Source organism: Pseudoalteromonas sp. CO109Y (genome assembly GCF_004208935.1).
Taxonomy (GTDB): Bacteria; Pseudomonadota; Gammaproteobacteria; order Enterobacterales; family Alteromonadaceae; genus Pseudoalteromonas; species Pseudoalteromonas shioyasakiensis.
Genome location: NZ_SGPD01000024.1, coordinates 74,167 through 89,061 on the forward strand (window position 1 = coordinate 74,167; position 14,895 = coordinate 89,061).

Genomic DNA, 14,895 nt, shown 5'->3' on the forward strand with positions numbered 1-14,895 from the left:
GCTCTTGCTGCCTGTCAGGTGAAGTCTAAACCTAATCAACAAAACTGTAAGATGAGATATGAGCTACTACATCTAATCTATTGTTTCGTTGAAACTAATTCAATAATTTCACCAGTAGACGTATCCACTCTTATTTCTGTATGTTGCCCTGAGTGCTGAAGTTGATTTTTTAAATCAGCATTAATCAGTTTGAGCTTATCTATTTCAGCGTACATTTCTTGTAATCGCACCAGTAGCTTTTCAAAATCCTTATCGATTTCCTTAGGGTCAATCTCGTTTTTTTGCTTTTCTTTAGCAAGCTTGCTTTTTAGTTCGGCTACCTTTGTTCTGAGTTGTTTTATTAAATTATCTTTATTTTTTTCTTCCCAAGTTAATTGAGCTTTTTCAATATTTTCTCGTAACTTTACCCATTTTTCTTCTTCTTTAGATAGATTTGCAATATTTCTTTTAGCTCTCGTTGCTACTGCATTTTTGGTTATCTTGCTGCCATCAGATTTCATCTCTTCAAAAGCACGTTTTATATCATCGTATGCGCTACTCATGCTTGTTCTCCTTGGTTTGTATGCGCTTTGCCTTCATCTAATACATAGTCAGCTGCTGCTATATTATTTTTCCAGTGAATAGCAAATAGCTCGTAATCTTCTTGCTCTTCTTTGGTTAATGCCGCATATGCCTCTAGTTTCTGCGTTGCTTCTTTTTTTATTATTTGCCAATTGACCTTGTGGCGTTTGGTAATGATTTTACTACCACAATACACACAGCCACTAGGGATTCCTGCTCCTTTTATCTTGCAAGCTTCTCCCGCAGTGCAGTACCCCGTAGGTAAGCCACGTATGTTTTTAATATTTTTGACGAGAAATTTTTTCAGTTCTTCAATTGAACTGAAATGGATCTGCTTAATCACAGTCGAATCTTTACTTTGACTATCAGTAATACCTATTATCAGATCTTTAGATGTTTTATTAATTTGCTCACCAGCACCACCTTTAAGTGATTGTGACTCGGCTTCATCTATTAACTCTTCTGCAACACGGTCAATTAAAATCTCATTAAACTCTTCAGTAGTTTTAATTAAAGTTGTTGAGGCCAAAAATGCTCTTCGAGTATAAACAAACGTCATTAGGCTAGTTAAATGTTTAAATTGATATCTAATATCATCAAGCTCACCTAATTTATTGGCAATGACAAAGTAGGCCAACGTATGTCGAAACATGTGAGCGGTTAATCTAAACGTATCGCCTTCTTCGTATGGGACACCTCTATTCTCTCCTCTAACTTCTTTGTAGTTAGATTCAAGGCGTTCAAGCTCTGCTATATCATCATCGTCTAGAGTTAAGTCAAAAAGCTCAATGTTTTCACTGTTTTTAACCTCAAATTTTGTGAATCGCCCAGCATCGCTAAAACTAACACTACAGCTACTATGTGAAACCCCGAAAAGACGGTTTCTTTCTAACCCTTCTTTCAAATTGTGTGCTTGACTACTTGTTATATTGGCTCTGCATGAAGAAAGTACAGCTTTTGCCCTTTCTTGCATACCGATCACATATTTTTCGTAAATACCAACACACTCATGTACTTCAGCGTTTGAAAACCATTCCATCTCAACCTTACTGTTGTCGGTTTTGGTCATAATTGCCGTAATGTAATAAATATCATCTTTGTAATTGGCACAGCCAACCTTGCATGTAAGTACTTCGTTATATCTCATACCTGTATAGGCCAAGATATTAATGTATGTGGCTAATTTTAAATCTTCTAATTCTTCGGATAATTGAATGAATTCCTCTTCATTGGGTAAGTTTCTTACATGTTTTGCTATTAGCTCACCTGTATTCATTTTGGGCGGTGGTTCAATGGAGCCTTCATGTAAACTATCTATTAAGCGTGCATTTAATTCTAGCCATCGTTCTATCTTATCCTTAGAGTTTTCAACTATTTTTTCTGCAAACTTCAGAATTTTTTTCATTACTTTAGTAGGAATGACAGGGTGCGAATAAGTGACTGGTCTCGGATGGTGTAACTCGTTTAGTTGGTTAAGCACATCAATAAAAACACTACACACCTTAGGGCCAAAAAGACGAAAGCTTCGTTGCACGTCAAATAGTTTAGTAAATGAGTGTGATTGTCTGTAAATAGCTATTTTCCCGACTTCATATAAATAGTCTTTTATGAGATTCCTAATAACTAAGTCAGATTTGAACTCCAACTCATGAAATGAGTGATAACCTCTTTGTCTTAAGAAGGCTGCAATTAAATTTAGATACGTTACATCATTTTGAAGTGTAGAGATTTTTAGAGGTTTACCGCCTACAACATCACCATGTGTGAGTTTAATTAGTGAATAAATTCGAATTTGATATGCTAATTCATCAACACCTTTAAAATTCACATTTCTTTGCGTTTCTTCATAGCTTATCCAAGTGTCATCGCCAAAGTGAATAGTGCCATGTTTAGCAATATTCAATGCTCTGTTTTCCCACAAAGCAATCGAATTAAAAGCGCTAGTATCATCAACTTTAAAATCTTCTAACACCTGAACCAAAGGTTTTATAGTGATTTGACCTGTATGTGTTTTTACAACAGCGATATCAAGTAGTTTTGTTTTAGTTATCTCTTTGGTCATAGCAAACCTGTGTTTTTCCAATGAGGATGAATACCCTCTGTTCTCAATAATTCTTTTCCATCAATCACAGCTTGAGCATTAAGCTTGGCAATATCAGTTAATATTTCGTTAACTCTATTTTTCAACTGCTCTATGTTTTCCAGTTGCTCTGTTACAGAGTCAAATGTTGCGGCTGAGTTTTCCATATCAGCAACAACAAAATCCCGGTATGACAAAAGTTTCCAAACATGCAATGCGTCAGCAACACAGCGATAGAACGGACACCACAAGCATGCGTTAAAGTCGGCACATGCATGCTCGTTTGTATCTCGCTGGTCTAATAATTTCCTGTTTTGAGATTCGAATGCCACTACTGCGGATTTATCTTTTGAGTTAATGCATGTGCCATTCGGGACTTTTTTACCGTCTTCTGGTGGAGTCTGCAAAATGATTACTTTGTCGGTAACATCGCGAACAAAATAGTCTGCCATTGTTTTTGTCGCTCTGTTGATTGTCATTGCAACATCTTTGTTATCTTGCATTAAATAATGACGCAAGAACGTTTCATAAGAGTGCTTGCCAGCTTTTTGATACCACTTAAATTCTTTGGCAACTTTTCGGTAAATGTAGTTAAGCCCTGATTTTCTGATCTTTTGCGAATTAAATACGATATCACACCCAAGCTCAGTCAATATCCTATCTATAGAGGTCTTGAAACGTGATGCTGTTAATAATTGAATCTTTACTTCTCCAATACTATTTACTTTGGGAAAAACAAAAATTCTTTTTGATAGGTTCTCAATAGAAGGGCGGTAAATAGACGTAAGTCTAGTCGCAGCCTTAATATCAAATATTACTGGTTCGACAACGTCGCCGTATAAGACGCCTTCTTTTTCTAGATCTTCGGCTTTAATTTCAAATTTATGCCATTGAGTTTGATAATTAGCTCGGCGTTTAAATAAACGAAGAGCAGGAGTTTTACTTGAATGTAATGGCGTGTTAAAGAAAAATAAGTCGTCAGTATCAAGCTCTAGCGTAGGAGTTGAATTCCAACCAGTTTTCAATATGACTTTTGCTGCATAAAGTGTAACTTTGTCTTTAATTGTGAGTAAGGTCTCAGAAAGCCCTTTTTCTATGTAATATGCTAATTCTACTACTTCTCTATATGAGTAGAGTTTATCTTGATTCTGAGATAGTTGCTCTTGATGTTGTGCAGTTAATTCGGTGTTGACCGGAAAGCTTTTAATAGTATCTAGACCATAAAACGATAGTAATTTGTCGATAGCGCTCTGATATTGATTACCAACAAAAACCGACAAATCGCCTTGTTTTGATTTTAGTTGAATTGCCTCTCTTATAGCCTTTAGTATCTCACAGTTATTTTCAACAAAAGCATGAACCCCATGACTGGCAATAAGCTTCATTTGTTCATCTGTTAATGATGATGCATTTTCTTTCAATGCTCTAGCCATACTACCTATGTAACCTTTGAGAGTGACGATACCTATGCTCTCGCCATCAATTCGCTTTGTAAAAACTTTATGGTATTCGACTAGGTTTTGATAAAATTTATAGGCATTGTCATATACCCACTCATGCTTCTGCCATTCGGTAGTGTCACTTTCTTTAAGGTAATAGCCCAATGAGTAGGGTAATAAACTTTCCTTTGCGATTTTTTCACCCGTAACAAAGTGGTAAAGGTCCAATGCAGCGTTTAGTAGCAGTAAAAACTGCTGGTTATTTTGAGTTTCTTCTTGGTAATGCTTATAAAGGTATTTAAATCCCTGAAGGCCATTTTCTGCAAACCCTTGAATTCCACGCTCACTAAGCAGCTTAATTATTGGTGATGCTACGCTACCAGCACTATTCAACCACCTTGGAAATGATAAAGTTGAGGATCTAACTCTTGTTGTATTAGCTTCCGAAGCGCTTGCTATCTGATTTTTCAAAAAAGCATCAACTTCATTGCCAAATTTGGATGATATGCTTTGTGCATACCCTATTACTTCGGCTTCAGTTTTAAATTGATTGACTCTAGCTTTACCCCACACATCGGGTAGTATAAATTTTAAAAAAGTACGGAAGTTGTGATTGCATATAAATGATGAAACGAATTCCCTATCCTGTAATGTTGCCAATAATGGCAGTTTGACGCGTTCAGTATTCTTAAAAGTATCATGTAGACAAAGATTTATAATAGCTGTCGCAGTTTTGAGGATATTGTCCCTAATAGAAGAATCTTTGAGGCTTAATTCTGGAAGGACGAGATAGTCCAGATATTTATTTAGTAATTTACGAATCTCTTTTACTTGATGGAATTCAAGTTCGAATAATTTAGTTATGTCGATTGAAGTAGCCCCATTTACTAGCCTAAAAGGAGCGTTGATAGCGTTATCATAAAAATGAAACTTAGCTAAGTTTTCTAAGGCTTCTTCTATACGAGTAGCATAACTAGGTAGCTTGACATCATTTATTTCATTAATGCAAAAGTATTCCAGTTCTTGCCAAATTTCAAAGTCTGATAGAGCATTTAATCCCGAAGTTTGAATTGATGTCGCAGTATCTGTACTAACCTTATTAAGGGCTAGAGGAAGAGTATGTTGTAAACTGACACAAGCATTCCGCAAGCGACTCATTGAAATAGCAGTGTCGTCATCTGCGCTAATATTGTTTTCTTTGTCATATGCCCTGTTAAATAAAACGTCTAACTGTTTGGCTAGAACAATTGAATGAGGTTTAAATCTAGCAGGAATACGATTGGACTTCCGCGTTTTAACTTGCTGCTGCATCTTCAGCCTCACGCATCAGTAATTCGTCAACATCACCGTAGATATCTTTCACCCACTCTGACATTGCTCCGTATGCATCCACTGCTACACTTTTGGCAAAGTCGATGTAACGTTTGGTTGTTTTAAAACTTTCGTGACTCATCAAGGTCATTAGTGTCTGTCTGATGGAACTCTCCGATTCACCTTTGTCAATTAGGTATTTAGCGACATAAGTAGCAAAGGTAGCGCGTAAGTCATGGAATGTGCGTAATAGTATTTCTAATCCCTGCTTCCTTTGTTCTTTTCTAACTATGGAAATAGTATTCCCCGGTGTATCTTCGCTTATCCGCGATCCTGAACTATTCATAAACAAAGGAAGCGGATGTTCACTATTGTCCATACCATGATTAGTCTCATGTTTGGTACGTCGCTTCATATTTTGAATTGTCAAAGTGTGATTGTACAAAAGCTTCATTAGAACTCGCGCTATTGTTAATCTCACTGGCTTATGTCCTTTTCGTACAATGTTCAATTTTGGAATACGTTTCTCGTTTTCTTTTTCATCAGGATCAAAAAGGTCTTTCTGGTCGATGGCTGAAATCTCAAAAGAACGAAGTCCACCTAGCAAAGCACATTGCAAATAAAGCTTATAAGTCTCTTTTTGAGCCGTATCCGTCTCCAGCAACTGTTTAAGTTCTTTTGGAGAATATGGTTGTAGATCTTTTTCGGGTGAGTCTTCCTTTTGTTTCAATGTATTTGGAATGCTCAAATTACTAACCCACTTCCATAAGCCTCCAGAACGTGTGTTGCTAGTAGGTAATTGAAACAATGAACTTACACTTGATTTAGCTTTCGATTTAATACGTACCTGTTTGTATTCAAGTGAGAAGGGGAGGCTATCTATAGCCCCGCGCTTATGGCTCCATATATAGAATGCTTTAACAGCTCTAATTCGTTCTTGAGCGCTGTTAAAGCTTATGCGTTTAGACTTATCTTTGGTTTCGACTCTTTCACATAAATGTTTGTGATATCTCCACACAGGTAACCTAGAAATATCATCATCTACAGATTGTTTTGAAAGTGGTGCAGCTATTACTTCAAAATAGGATGCATCATCTTTATCCAACCAATCTAAGAAAGCTTTTAAGTGCTTAGCTATACTGCAAACAGACTTAACATCTAATGGCTTTCCCGGTTGGCTGGCATGATAAGCGTCACTAAAAGCCTCATTGTCTATTTGATTCTTTTTGAGACTGAAATGACCTTCAAAGCGGTGCATTAAAAATAAGTTCATTTCTTGGCATTCGGTGAAGCGAGTCGGGTGATATAGCACTGGAAAATTAGGTTCTATTTTATCGTGCCTATATGAGTGAGTTCTGATGCCTTTTTCAGTCTTAATAGGTTGCCCTGATTTATCGAGATGAAAAGACATTCCTTTTCCAAAGTTGACTGATGTTTTAATTATTTTAGTTTTTGTTGTATTTCGAAGTATCATTTTCGTTCACCTTTGATTCTTAGCTAGAGTATGTGTGTAAAAGCTTTTTTGTTCAAGTTTATTAAGGGTATGATAGTATTATATCAATTCGGGGGTGATTTTGGATGAAAGTCAAAACTTAACCGCTTCACAGCTGAAAACCATTATTACTCGCTGCGGTGAAGGCACTAAACTCATTTGCTCAGGTAATCTAGCGCAAATTGATAGTAACTACCTCACGCCAGTTACCTCAGGCTTAACCTATATTGTTGAACGTTTTAAAGATTTTCAGGGCAGTGCTACCGTTAATTTAAACGGTGTGGTACGTAGCCGCTTAGCCAGCTTTGCTGAAGAAAATTTATAACTTGCCAGTATTCCTATGCCTCGTTAACCTAGCTGTTATCGAGGTAAGGTACTTATAAGCCAGTGAATTTTTTACCGTTAAAGCATTACTATCGCTCTTTAGCAGTGGCACTTATTGTGCCGCTGCTGGTGGCGTTTTTTTTGTGTTTACACTTATATAATTTAAAACTTGAGCGGGCGATAGAGAGCAGGCAAAACGGTTTTAATAATATTTCAGCTCAGCTTAGCCATGCTATGCGTGCCGCAGATGGCCTTATAGACACCATGTTCAAGCTTTATGAGCAGCCACTGTCATATGATTTTGATCCTAGTTGGGCACGCAATGTGAACCAGTTTGATCACTATTATTACCAAAGTGTTGGCGATGGAGTTGGGGAGATAGTCGGGCAAGGAAAGTTTGCCTCAACCGCTTATGCAATTAATCAATGGCGACGAGTTATTGCCCTCGGACCCTCTTTTAATACCACGCTGTCGCTAATTCAATCTTTAGAGGCGGTTGCTTATGTTAACGAGCAAGGCTTTGTTTATATTAAGCGCCGTAGCACAGCAAAAAGTGAATTTCTGACCAGTGTGTTAGATAACAAATTTCGACCTTTATCAATAAATAGCAACAAGCTTGCTTCGAGTTCTGTATTGACGATTAATGGTCATGCTTACTTTGCTATTGGCAAGCAACGAGCTGCCAATAGTCGTGATTACATCGTGTTGATTTATGACCTTAAAGCAATTTCTAACTGGTTAAAAAAAATAGCGCCTAACTATGGTGAGTATATTTTTATCAATCAAGATAACCAAGTTATTGCCAGCTCAAAAACAGCACTTAATACTGCCATTAGTGCTAGCGAGCATTGGCCAAATATCGCGGTAGATATGAGCAAGAATAACCACAGTCATTTAGTGCAAGAAGCAACCAACTTACCTATTTACACTCGTTTCTATGAATCAAAGCAAGCCCTGAGTGAACCTGTAGGCTACGACATTTTTTTAGAATTCGCATTTTTGAGTGTGTTTTTAGTGATGATGTTCAGCGCTGTTTTTTGGTTAAGTCAGCGTATTTTTGTAAAACCAATGACGCACTTAATGAATTATCTTGAGCAGCATGATGAAGGCAAACAAGCGTTAGTTCATTATCGTATTCCTGTTGATTGGCAGCCTTGGTTCAGCCGTGTGAAAAAGGTGTTTAGCCGTAATGAAGAGCTCGTTCAGTCGTTACAAGAGGCAAATAAAGCGCTTGATTCGCAAGTACAGGTAAAATCAAAACAATTACGCCGTAGTATTGATGCGAAAGAGCGTCACTTAGCGCTATTAAATACCATGCTCAATAACGTACCTGATCTCATTTATTTTAAGAATATTGATGGTTCATTTTTAGGCTGTAATAAGGCGTATGAGCGCTATATCGGCTTGCCACAAGAGAAGTTAGTTGGGCAGCAATTATGTGATATTAGCGATGATAATGGCGAGTTAAACGAGCTTGAAAAGCAAGTACTCAAAGACCGCCAAGCTTATCAAAAAAGATTGACCACAGAAGATAACAGTTATCTATTTAGCATCGTGCCATTTTATAACGAGCATCAGCAATTTCTCGGCACCATGGCGATTGGTCGTGATATTACCGAGCAGCATAATGCGCTCAATGCATTACAAAGCTCCGAAGCAAAATTACGCAGTGCCATGGAATATGCTGCAAATGGGGTGCTGTTGGTATCTCTTGACGATCAGGTGCTGCAAGCAAATAAAGCAGCACGCAAAATCTTTGTAATTGAAAATGCCAATGATCTTAAATTAATAGACTTATTTGCCGAGACGTCTTATCAGACGTTAAAAAATACCCTGACAGAGCTGTTGCATGAGAAGAAAAAAGTTTATCACTTTAGTCTTGAGCAACAAGAGCAGCAGCGCTGGCTACAAATTAGTGTGTCATTAGTTTGGAATGCTGAGCAAACACCTGATTACTATGTTGTTCATGTACAGGATGTGACGGATTTAGTAAAAGCAAAAGATGACGCAGAGCGGGCTACATTAGCTAAGAGCCGCTTTATTGCAAACCTTAGTCATGAAATACGCACACCACTCAATGCTGTACTAGGCTTAATTGACGTGATTGCATTGCAAGGTTTAACACAGCCGCAGCGTAATCATGCCGAACAAGCAAAATCAGCAGCCAATAGCTTGCTTACTTTATTGAATCGTATGCTTGACTTTGCCCGCGCTGAAAGCTCGCAAGTACAACTTAATAAAGCCCCTTTTAGTGTGCCTGATTTAATCGACTACTGTCAGGGAATAACAGCCCCTTTATGCGCAAATAAAGATATCGAATTTAAAGTCGAATGCGATAAAAGCATTAGCGATAACTTAGTGGGTGATCAAATTTGCTTGCAGCAAGTACTGGCTAATTTACTGACAAACGCTGCCAAATTCACCGAGCAAGGCACAGTGACATTAAACTTAATGCTGGTGGAAGAGTCAGCTGAGCAGCAACTCATTTGCTTTACTGTTAAAGACACCGGTATTGGTATTAGCAAGGCAGATCAAAGCCGCTTATTTGATGCATTTACTCAAGGTGATGAATCATTAACGCGCTCTCATCAGGGGGTTGGCTTAGGCTTAGCGATTGTTAAGTACGAAGTTGCGCTAATGGGAGGCGAAATTAAGCTGGAAAGCGAAAAAGGTAAAGGCAGTGAATTTTGCTTTTGCTTACAGCTTGATAAAGCCGCAGAGCCTGTGAAAAAAGAACTGGTTTCATTGCCTTCTAGTACTGATTTATCAGGCATGTTAGTGCTGGCTGTGGATGATAACCCGCTTAATTTAAGCATTATTAAAAGCATTTTAGAGCAAATTGATGTCACCGTTGTGTGTGCACATAGTGGTGAAAAAGGCATTGAGTTGGCAAATAGCTTAAGGCCCGATCTCATTTTTATGGATATTCAGATGCCAGAAATGGATGGTTGTCAGGCAACGCGTATTATTCGTCAGTCATTCACCAAAGAGCAAATGCCGATTTACGCACTCACTGCGCACAGTGAAAGCGAAGATATTGAGCATTCAATCGCGGCGGGTATGAATAAGCATTTAACTAAACCGATCGTTGCCAGTAAATTGTTTTTAGCAATGAGTGAACTTGATAACAAAAAAGAAGTCTTTTTTGATCAAGCTTTTATACTGTCTCAGTTTGCAAACAATACTAAGTTAGTATTAACTATGTTGTCGAAGTTTGCGACTATGGCAGCAGAGCAGTTATTACAAATCTCTACATTAAAAACTACCGATGAGTTGGTCCGTGTGGTTCATAATGTTAAAGGGTCAGCCGGAAATCTTGGTTTTAAGCGATTGTCAGCGTGCGCTCAGCTATGTGAAGCTAGGCTTAAAGCAGATGGCGAACTGCCCGAACAATTAAATGATGAATTGCAGTGGCAAATAAAACAGGTCATCGCATTTATCATCGAACAAGGATCTACTGATGTTGAAAAGAGCCAAGGTACTGATTGTTGATGACGATCCGTTAAACCGCTTGGTATTAGAGAAAACATTGCAGCAAGACTATGATGTTTTTTGTGTTGAGAGTGGCGAAAAAGCACTAACGTTTTTAAAAACGCAAACTGTTGATTTGTTGATCTTGGATATTGTAATGCCCGGCATTGACGGCTACGAAGTGCTTACTAAGCTAAAAGAAAGCGCAACCACCAGTATGTTGCCTGTAATATTCATTTCAGCCAATACAAGTCATGATGATGAAGCGAAGGGCCTTGAATTAGGCGCGATGGACTACATCACTAAACCATTTAGTGCTGCTATTGTGCGTGCTCGAGTGCGCAATCAGCTGCTGATCAAACAAAAAAATGACTTACTCGAAATGCTCGCCTCAATTGATGGCTTAACAGAGATCCCAAACCGACGTTATTTGGATGAAAATTTAGCGCGAGAGTGGCGTCGTTGCCGTCGAGATCAAACCCCGTTATCTGTGTTATTGATGGATGTTGATCACTTCAAGCGTTACAACGATTGCTATGGTCACCGAGCAGGTGATGATTGCTTAAAACAAATTGCTCATGCCTTAGTTGGGGCGTGTGAACGAGGCAGTGACTTTGTTGCTCGTTATGGTGGTGAAGAGTTTGCTGCGGTGTTACCCAATACTTCAGCTAAAGAAGCTATGTCGTTTGCAAATAAACTGCGCAATGCGGTGAATGATTTAAACATCCCACACAAAGCGTCGCTAAATGCCGACCATGTCACAATTAGTATTGGTATTGCGACCACAGAAAATGGTCAGGTTTATGCAGAACAAACCTTACTAGAAGAAGCTGATTTAGGTCTTTATCAGGCTAAAGATGCCGGACGAGATCAGATAGTATCGAGAATGATCGCGGTGAGCGAACATAAGTAGGCAATAACTGCCTACTTACAGAACTTAAATATGCTAATTAACCATTGCTAAGTGATTTATAAATCGTATCACCCACGCCAATTAACTTATCATTTTTAAATACGAGTGGCGTACACTCGTCTTTAGTCATCTTGCCATCAGAGTGAATACTATGCGTTGCATAGAATAATACTTGGTAAACATCATCACCTTGCTTTAATAACTCGGTAAAGTTAGGTGTATTTAGTTTATTTAATACAGTTTGGTAGCTCGTATCTAATGCTAGGTTAGAAATCACTTCACGATTATTTTTATGCTGTTTCTGCCAGCTAGAAGAATTACCTGCCCAATGTGTGTCGGCTTCACCGTCAGAAACAGCAATGACACAACCAGTTAAAAATGGAGCAGTTAGCGCGGCAATTAGAAGTGCTTTTTTCATGTTATTTTATCCCGAAGAAATTGTTTTATAGTTATTCACATAATAGCAAACTGCTTGCCAAACTTATAAATTGTAACTAAATCAATTGTTTATGTTGTTTTTAGTCAATGGGCTAAGTAATAAATTACTAACTACTTAGCTCTATTGACTAATAAGTTGCGATTTAGACCAATCTGTTACGTGTTTCGCCTTGATTAAATGCCTGGATATTTAATGCAATTTCGTTAACTAAGCGCACAATAGATTCTTGGCTGGCCCATGCGATATGTGGGGTCAGTAATAAGTTTGCACCTTTGTATAGTGCCAGCGGGTTTTCTTGCTCTGCAGGTTCTTTACTGAGTACATCAACACCGGCTCCGGCAATAATATTATTAGCTAAAGCGTCAGCTAAATCGGCTTCGTTGATGATCCCACCACGAGCTGTATTAATAATAATAGCTGACGGTTTCATCATGCTTAATTCTGCCGCAGCGATTTGGTTGCGTGTTTCATCAGTTAGCGGGCAGTGAACACTAATGATATCGGCCGTGGTTAGGGCATCATTGAAACTAACACGACCTTCACGAGGCGTTTGGCCTTTTCGTTCACTAATGATGACATTGGCACCAAAGGCGCGTGCTACATCGGCAACGGCTTTACCCAGTGAACCATAGCCAACAATAGCCAGTGTTTTACCGGCAATTTCATTAAAGCTGTAATCTAAACGGCAAAACATCGGGCTTTGCTGCCATAAGCCTTGCTGGCAATCATTAATGTATCTGTGAGTATTGCCCAGTAAATTAGTGATGAGAGTAAAGGTATGCTGCACCACACTCGGTGTTGAATAGCCCGCGACATTGGTCACTGCGATGTTATGCTCTTTGGCTGCACCTAAATCAATGTTGTTAGTCCCTGTCGCTGCAACACATATTAATTTTAAATTAGTTAATTTGCTCATGGCGTGCTGATCAATCACCACTTTATTACTGATAACGATATCGGCATCTTGGCAGCGCTCAACAACCTGTTCTTGAGCGGTTAAATCGTAACAGGTTAACTTACCTAATTGCGCTAAGGCATCTAACGAAGTGTTGGCTAATGTCGCTGCATCAAGGACAGTAATATTCATGTGCTTTCCTTTTTTAATTTATTGCTTGACCTTGGGGTGTACTCCAAGGTTTATAGTGAGCATAATAAATAAACGCTTCACAATGGAGACGGTGATGAAAATAGGTGAGTTTGCCCGTCAGTTGGGTGTCTCAACAGATACGCTACGGTACTACGAAAAGCATGGTTTGTTAACGCCTAGTTCGCGTTCAGACGTGGGATATCGTTTTTATTCTGAGAATGACTATAAACAAATGGCGTTTATTCTCAGAGCAAAGAATGTTGGCTTTAGTCTGGCTGAGATCAAAGAACTACTGCAAATTAAGTTTCATAAAGATCAGCATTCTTGCCATGAAGTTAAAGAGATGACGATACAAAAACGTGATCTCGTTGCACAGCGAATTGCAGAGCTTACTCGCTTTTATGACTCACTATCATTATTAGCAGATAAATGTTGTGGCGGAGAAGAGCCTGCTGAAAACTGTTCAATACTAACGACGCTGGAGGATATCGATGGACTTACTCAATAATTTTTGGCATCTGTTTTTACTTTCAGCGCCTTGGTTAATGTTGGGCTTATTCATAGCTGGTCTTCTCAATGTGTATTTGCCTGCTAACTTTCTTAACCGGCATTTAGGCAAAGAAGGGTTATGGACCACAGTTAAAGCAGCCTTTATTGGTGCCCCAATGCCCTTGTGCTCATGTGGTGTGATCCCTGCGGCCATTGGTTTAAGAAGGGCAGGGGCGTCAAAAAGTGCTACCACAGCATTTTTAGTTTCAACCCCTGAAACTGGGGTCGATTCGGTTTCGGTTTCGTATGTGTTACTAGGTCCATTTATGGCGGTAATACGTCCTATTGCCGCCGTGTGTAGTGCCATTGTGGCCGGTGTATTAGTGGGGAAAGACAGTGAACTTCATCAGCATCAAAATACAGCATCAGATGAAAAAGACTCAGAATCAACATCTTGTTGTAGCAGTAAACAGCCTGAGCCTGTGACTACAGCGAGTTGTTGTAGCAAAGAGGCATCTACTAAGCCCGCACAAAGTTGTTGTAGTAAGCAATCACCTCAAGAACTTGAGCCTGCTAAAACAACAAGTTGTTGTAGTAGCAAAGAATCGCAACCAACACAGGAGCCGCAACACAGTTGCGCAACTGAAAAAGCAGCACCTTCGCAGAAAAGCTGTTGTAGCACTGAGCAGTCAACTAAAGCCGTTGAAAGTCGTTTTAGCAAACTGAAACGCGCGGTGAGCTTTAGTTGTAACAAGCTGCTTGAAGACACTATGATTTGGCTAATGATTGGTTTATTTTTTGCGGCTCTAGTTCAAACTTATGTACCAGAATCTTATTTAAGCCAATGGGGTAATGGCATTCTTGCGATGCTGGTGGTTATTTTAATCAGTATTCCTATGTATATCTGTGCCACAGCATCGACACCTATAGCGGCAGGCTTATTACTCAGTGGTGTGTCTCCGGGGGCGGTGCTAGTGTTTATGTTAGCTGGGCCGGCAACTAATATTGCAACGCTTGGTGTGGTTGGTAAAGAGCTTGGCAAGCGTGCGGTATTTGCTTACTTAATAGGGGTGATTGGCACTGCATTAGCATTTGGCTTTTTAACCGATTATTTAGTGGCGCAATACGGTTTTGTGGTGGCGCCGATGATGGGCGAAGAGCATGAAGTTCTACCACATTGGTTAAGCCTTGGGGCAGGTATTGTGTTGGCAATTTTAATGCTTAGATTACTGCTAAAAATGGTATTAAAAAAGGCGTCGCAAACTGGTAAGAGCATTGCTTAATTATTT

General features: G+C 39.0%; 10 protein-coding genes and 1 pseudogene. 5 read left to right on the forward strand and 6 right to left on the reverse strand.

Annotated features, from left to right (window positions below; translation table 11 throughout):
* Positions 1 to 77: 77 nt before the first annotated feature.
* The 4 genes from EXT43_RS09050 to EXT43_RS09065 are packed head-to-tail and all read right to left on the reverse strand — an operon-like array spanning position 78 to position 6,865.
* The gene (locus EXT43_RS09050; RefSeq protein WP_016708220.1) at positions 78 to 542 is read right to left on the reverse strand and encodes a hypothetical protein; all 465 of its coding nucleotides are present in this window, start codon (positions 540 to 542) and stop codon (positions 78 to 80) included.
* Entirely contained in the window at positions 539 to 2,623 is a 2,085-nt protein-coding gene (locus EXT43_RS09055) for a hypothetical protein (protein WP_130049666.1), read from the reverse strand. Before EXT43_RS09055 ends, EXT43_RS09050 begins: the two co-directional genes overlap by 4 nt.
* A complete protein-coding gene (locus EXT43_RS09060) occupies positions 2,620 to 5,391 on the reverse strand; it encodes a hypothetical protein (RefSeq protein ID WP_074988938.1) in 2,772 nt (923 codons plus the stop codon). Before EXT43_RS09060 ends, EXT43_RS09055 begins: the two co-directional genes overlap by 4 nt.
* A complete protein-coding gene (locus tag EXT43_RS09065) occupies positions 5,375 to 6,865 on the reverse strand; it encodes a site-specific integrase (protein ID WP_016708217.1) in 1,491 nt (496 codons plus the stop codon). Before EXT43_RS09065 ends, EXT43_RS09060 begins: the two co-directional genes overlap by 17 nt.
* A gap of 85 nt (positions 6,866 to 6,950) precedes the next feature.
* Here EXT43_RS09065 and EXT43_RS09070 point away from each other — a divergent pair.
* The 3 genes and pseudogenes from EXT43_RS09070 to EXT43_RS09080 form a co-directional block, all read left to right on the forward strand.
* Positions 6,951 to 7,208: pseudogene (locus EXT43_RS09070) on the forward strand (PhoH family protein); the annotation flags it as partial.
* Positions 7,209 to 7,270: 62 nt separating this feature from the next.
* Positions 7,271 to 10,699, forward strand: coding sequence for a response regulator (locus EXT43_RS09075; protein WP_062566144.1), 3,429 nt, complete (start codon positions 7,271 to 7,273; stop codon positions 10,697 to 10,699).
* Positions 10,668 to 11,591, forward strand: a complete 924-nt coding sequence (locus EXT43_RS09080) for a diguanylate cyclase (protein ID WP_062566143.1) — start codon at positions 10,668 to 10,670, stop codon at positions 11,589 to 11,591. The genes EXT43_RS09075 and EXT43_RS09080 overlap by 32 nt, the downstream gene beginning before the upstream one ends.
* A 37-nt stretch (positions 11,592 to 11,628) precedes the next feature.
* Here the strand turns inward: EXT43_RS09080 and EXT43_RS09085 are convergent, their stop codons facing one another.
* Positions 11,629 to 12,009 (reverse strand): DUF3192 domain-containing protein, encoded by a 381-nt coding sequence (locus EXT43_RS09085; RefSeq protein WP_054562759.1) that lies wholly within the window; start codon positions 12,007 to 12,009, stop codon positions 11,629 to 11,631.
* A 163-nt stretch (positions 12,010 to 12,172) separates the two neighbouring features.
* Positions 12,173 to 13,117 (reverse strand): D-2-hydroxyacid dehydrogenase, encoded by a 945-nt coding sequence (locus tag EXT43_RS09090; protein ID WP_062566142.1) that lies wholly within the window; start codon positions 13,115 to 13,117, stop codon positions 12,173 to 12,175.
* Between the two features lie 94 nt (positions 13,118 to 13,211).
* Here EXT43_RS09090 and zntR point away from each other — a divergent pair, with 94 nt between their 5' ends.
* Both zntR and EXT43_RS09100 read left to right on the forward strand, forming a co-directional pair.
* The gene (gene zntR, locus EXT43_RS09095; RefSeq protein ID WP_082401639.1) at positions 13,212 to 13,625 is read left to right on the forward strand and encodes a Zn(2+)-responsive transcriptional regulator; all 414 of its coding nucleotides are present in this window, start codon (positions 13,212 to 13,214) and stop codon (positions 13,623 to 13,625) included.
* Positions 13,609 to 14,889 carry an SO_0444 family Cu/Zn efflux transporter gene (locus tag EXT43_RS09100; protein WP_062566141.1) on the forward strand — a complete coding sequence of 427 codons (1,281 nt, stop codon included), beginning with the start codon at positions 13,609 to 13,611 and terminating at the stop codon, positions 14,887 to 14,889. Before zntR ends, EXT43_RS09100 begins: the two co-directional genes overlap by 17 nt.
* The last annotated feature ends 6 nt before the right edge of the window (positions 14,890 to 14,895 follow it).

Bases quoted from the DNA above. Each gene is read 5' to 3' on its own strand.
- EXT43_RS09050 (WP_016708220.1), bottom strand. From the start codon at position 542: ATGAGTAGCGCATACGATGATATAAAACGTGCTTTTGAAGAGATGAAA.
- EXT43_RS09055 (WP_130049666.1), bottom strand. From the start codon at position 2,623: ATGACCAAAGAGATAACTAAAACAAAACTACTTGATATCGCTGTTGTA.
- EXT43_RS09060 (WP_074988938.1), bottom strand. From the start codon at position 5,391: ATGCAGCAGCAAGTTAAAACGCGGAAGTCCAATCGTATTCCTGCTAGA.
- EXT43_RS09065 (WP_016708217.1), bottom strand. From the start codon at position 6,865: ATGATACTTCGAAATACAACAAAAACTAAAATAATTAAAACATCAGTC.
- EXT43_RS09080 (WP_062566143.1), top strand. From the start codon at position 10,668: ATGTTGAAAAGAGCCAAGGTACTGATTGTTGATGACGATCCGTTAAAC.
- EXT43_RS09085 (WP_054562759.1), bottom strand. From the start codon at position 12,009: ATGAAAAAAGCACTTCTAATTGCCGCGCTAACTGCTCCATTTTTAACT.
- EXT43_RS09090 (WP_062566142.1), bottom strand. From the start codon at position 13,117: ATGAATATTACTGTCCTTGATGCAGCGACATTAGCCAACACTTCGTTA.
- zntR (WP_082401639.1), top strand. From the start codon at position 13,212: ATGAAAATAGGTGAGTTTGCCCGTCAGTTGGGTGTCTCAACAGATACG.
- EXT43_RS09100 (WP_062566141.1), top strand. From the start codon at position 13,609: ATGGACTTACTCAATAATTTTTGGCATCTGTTTTTACTTTCAGCGCCT.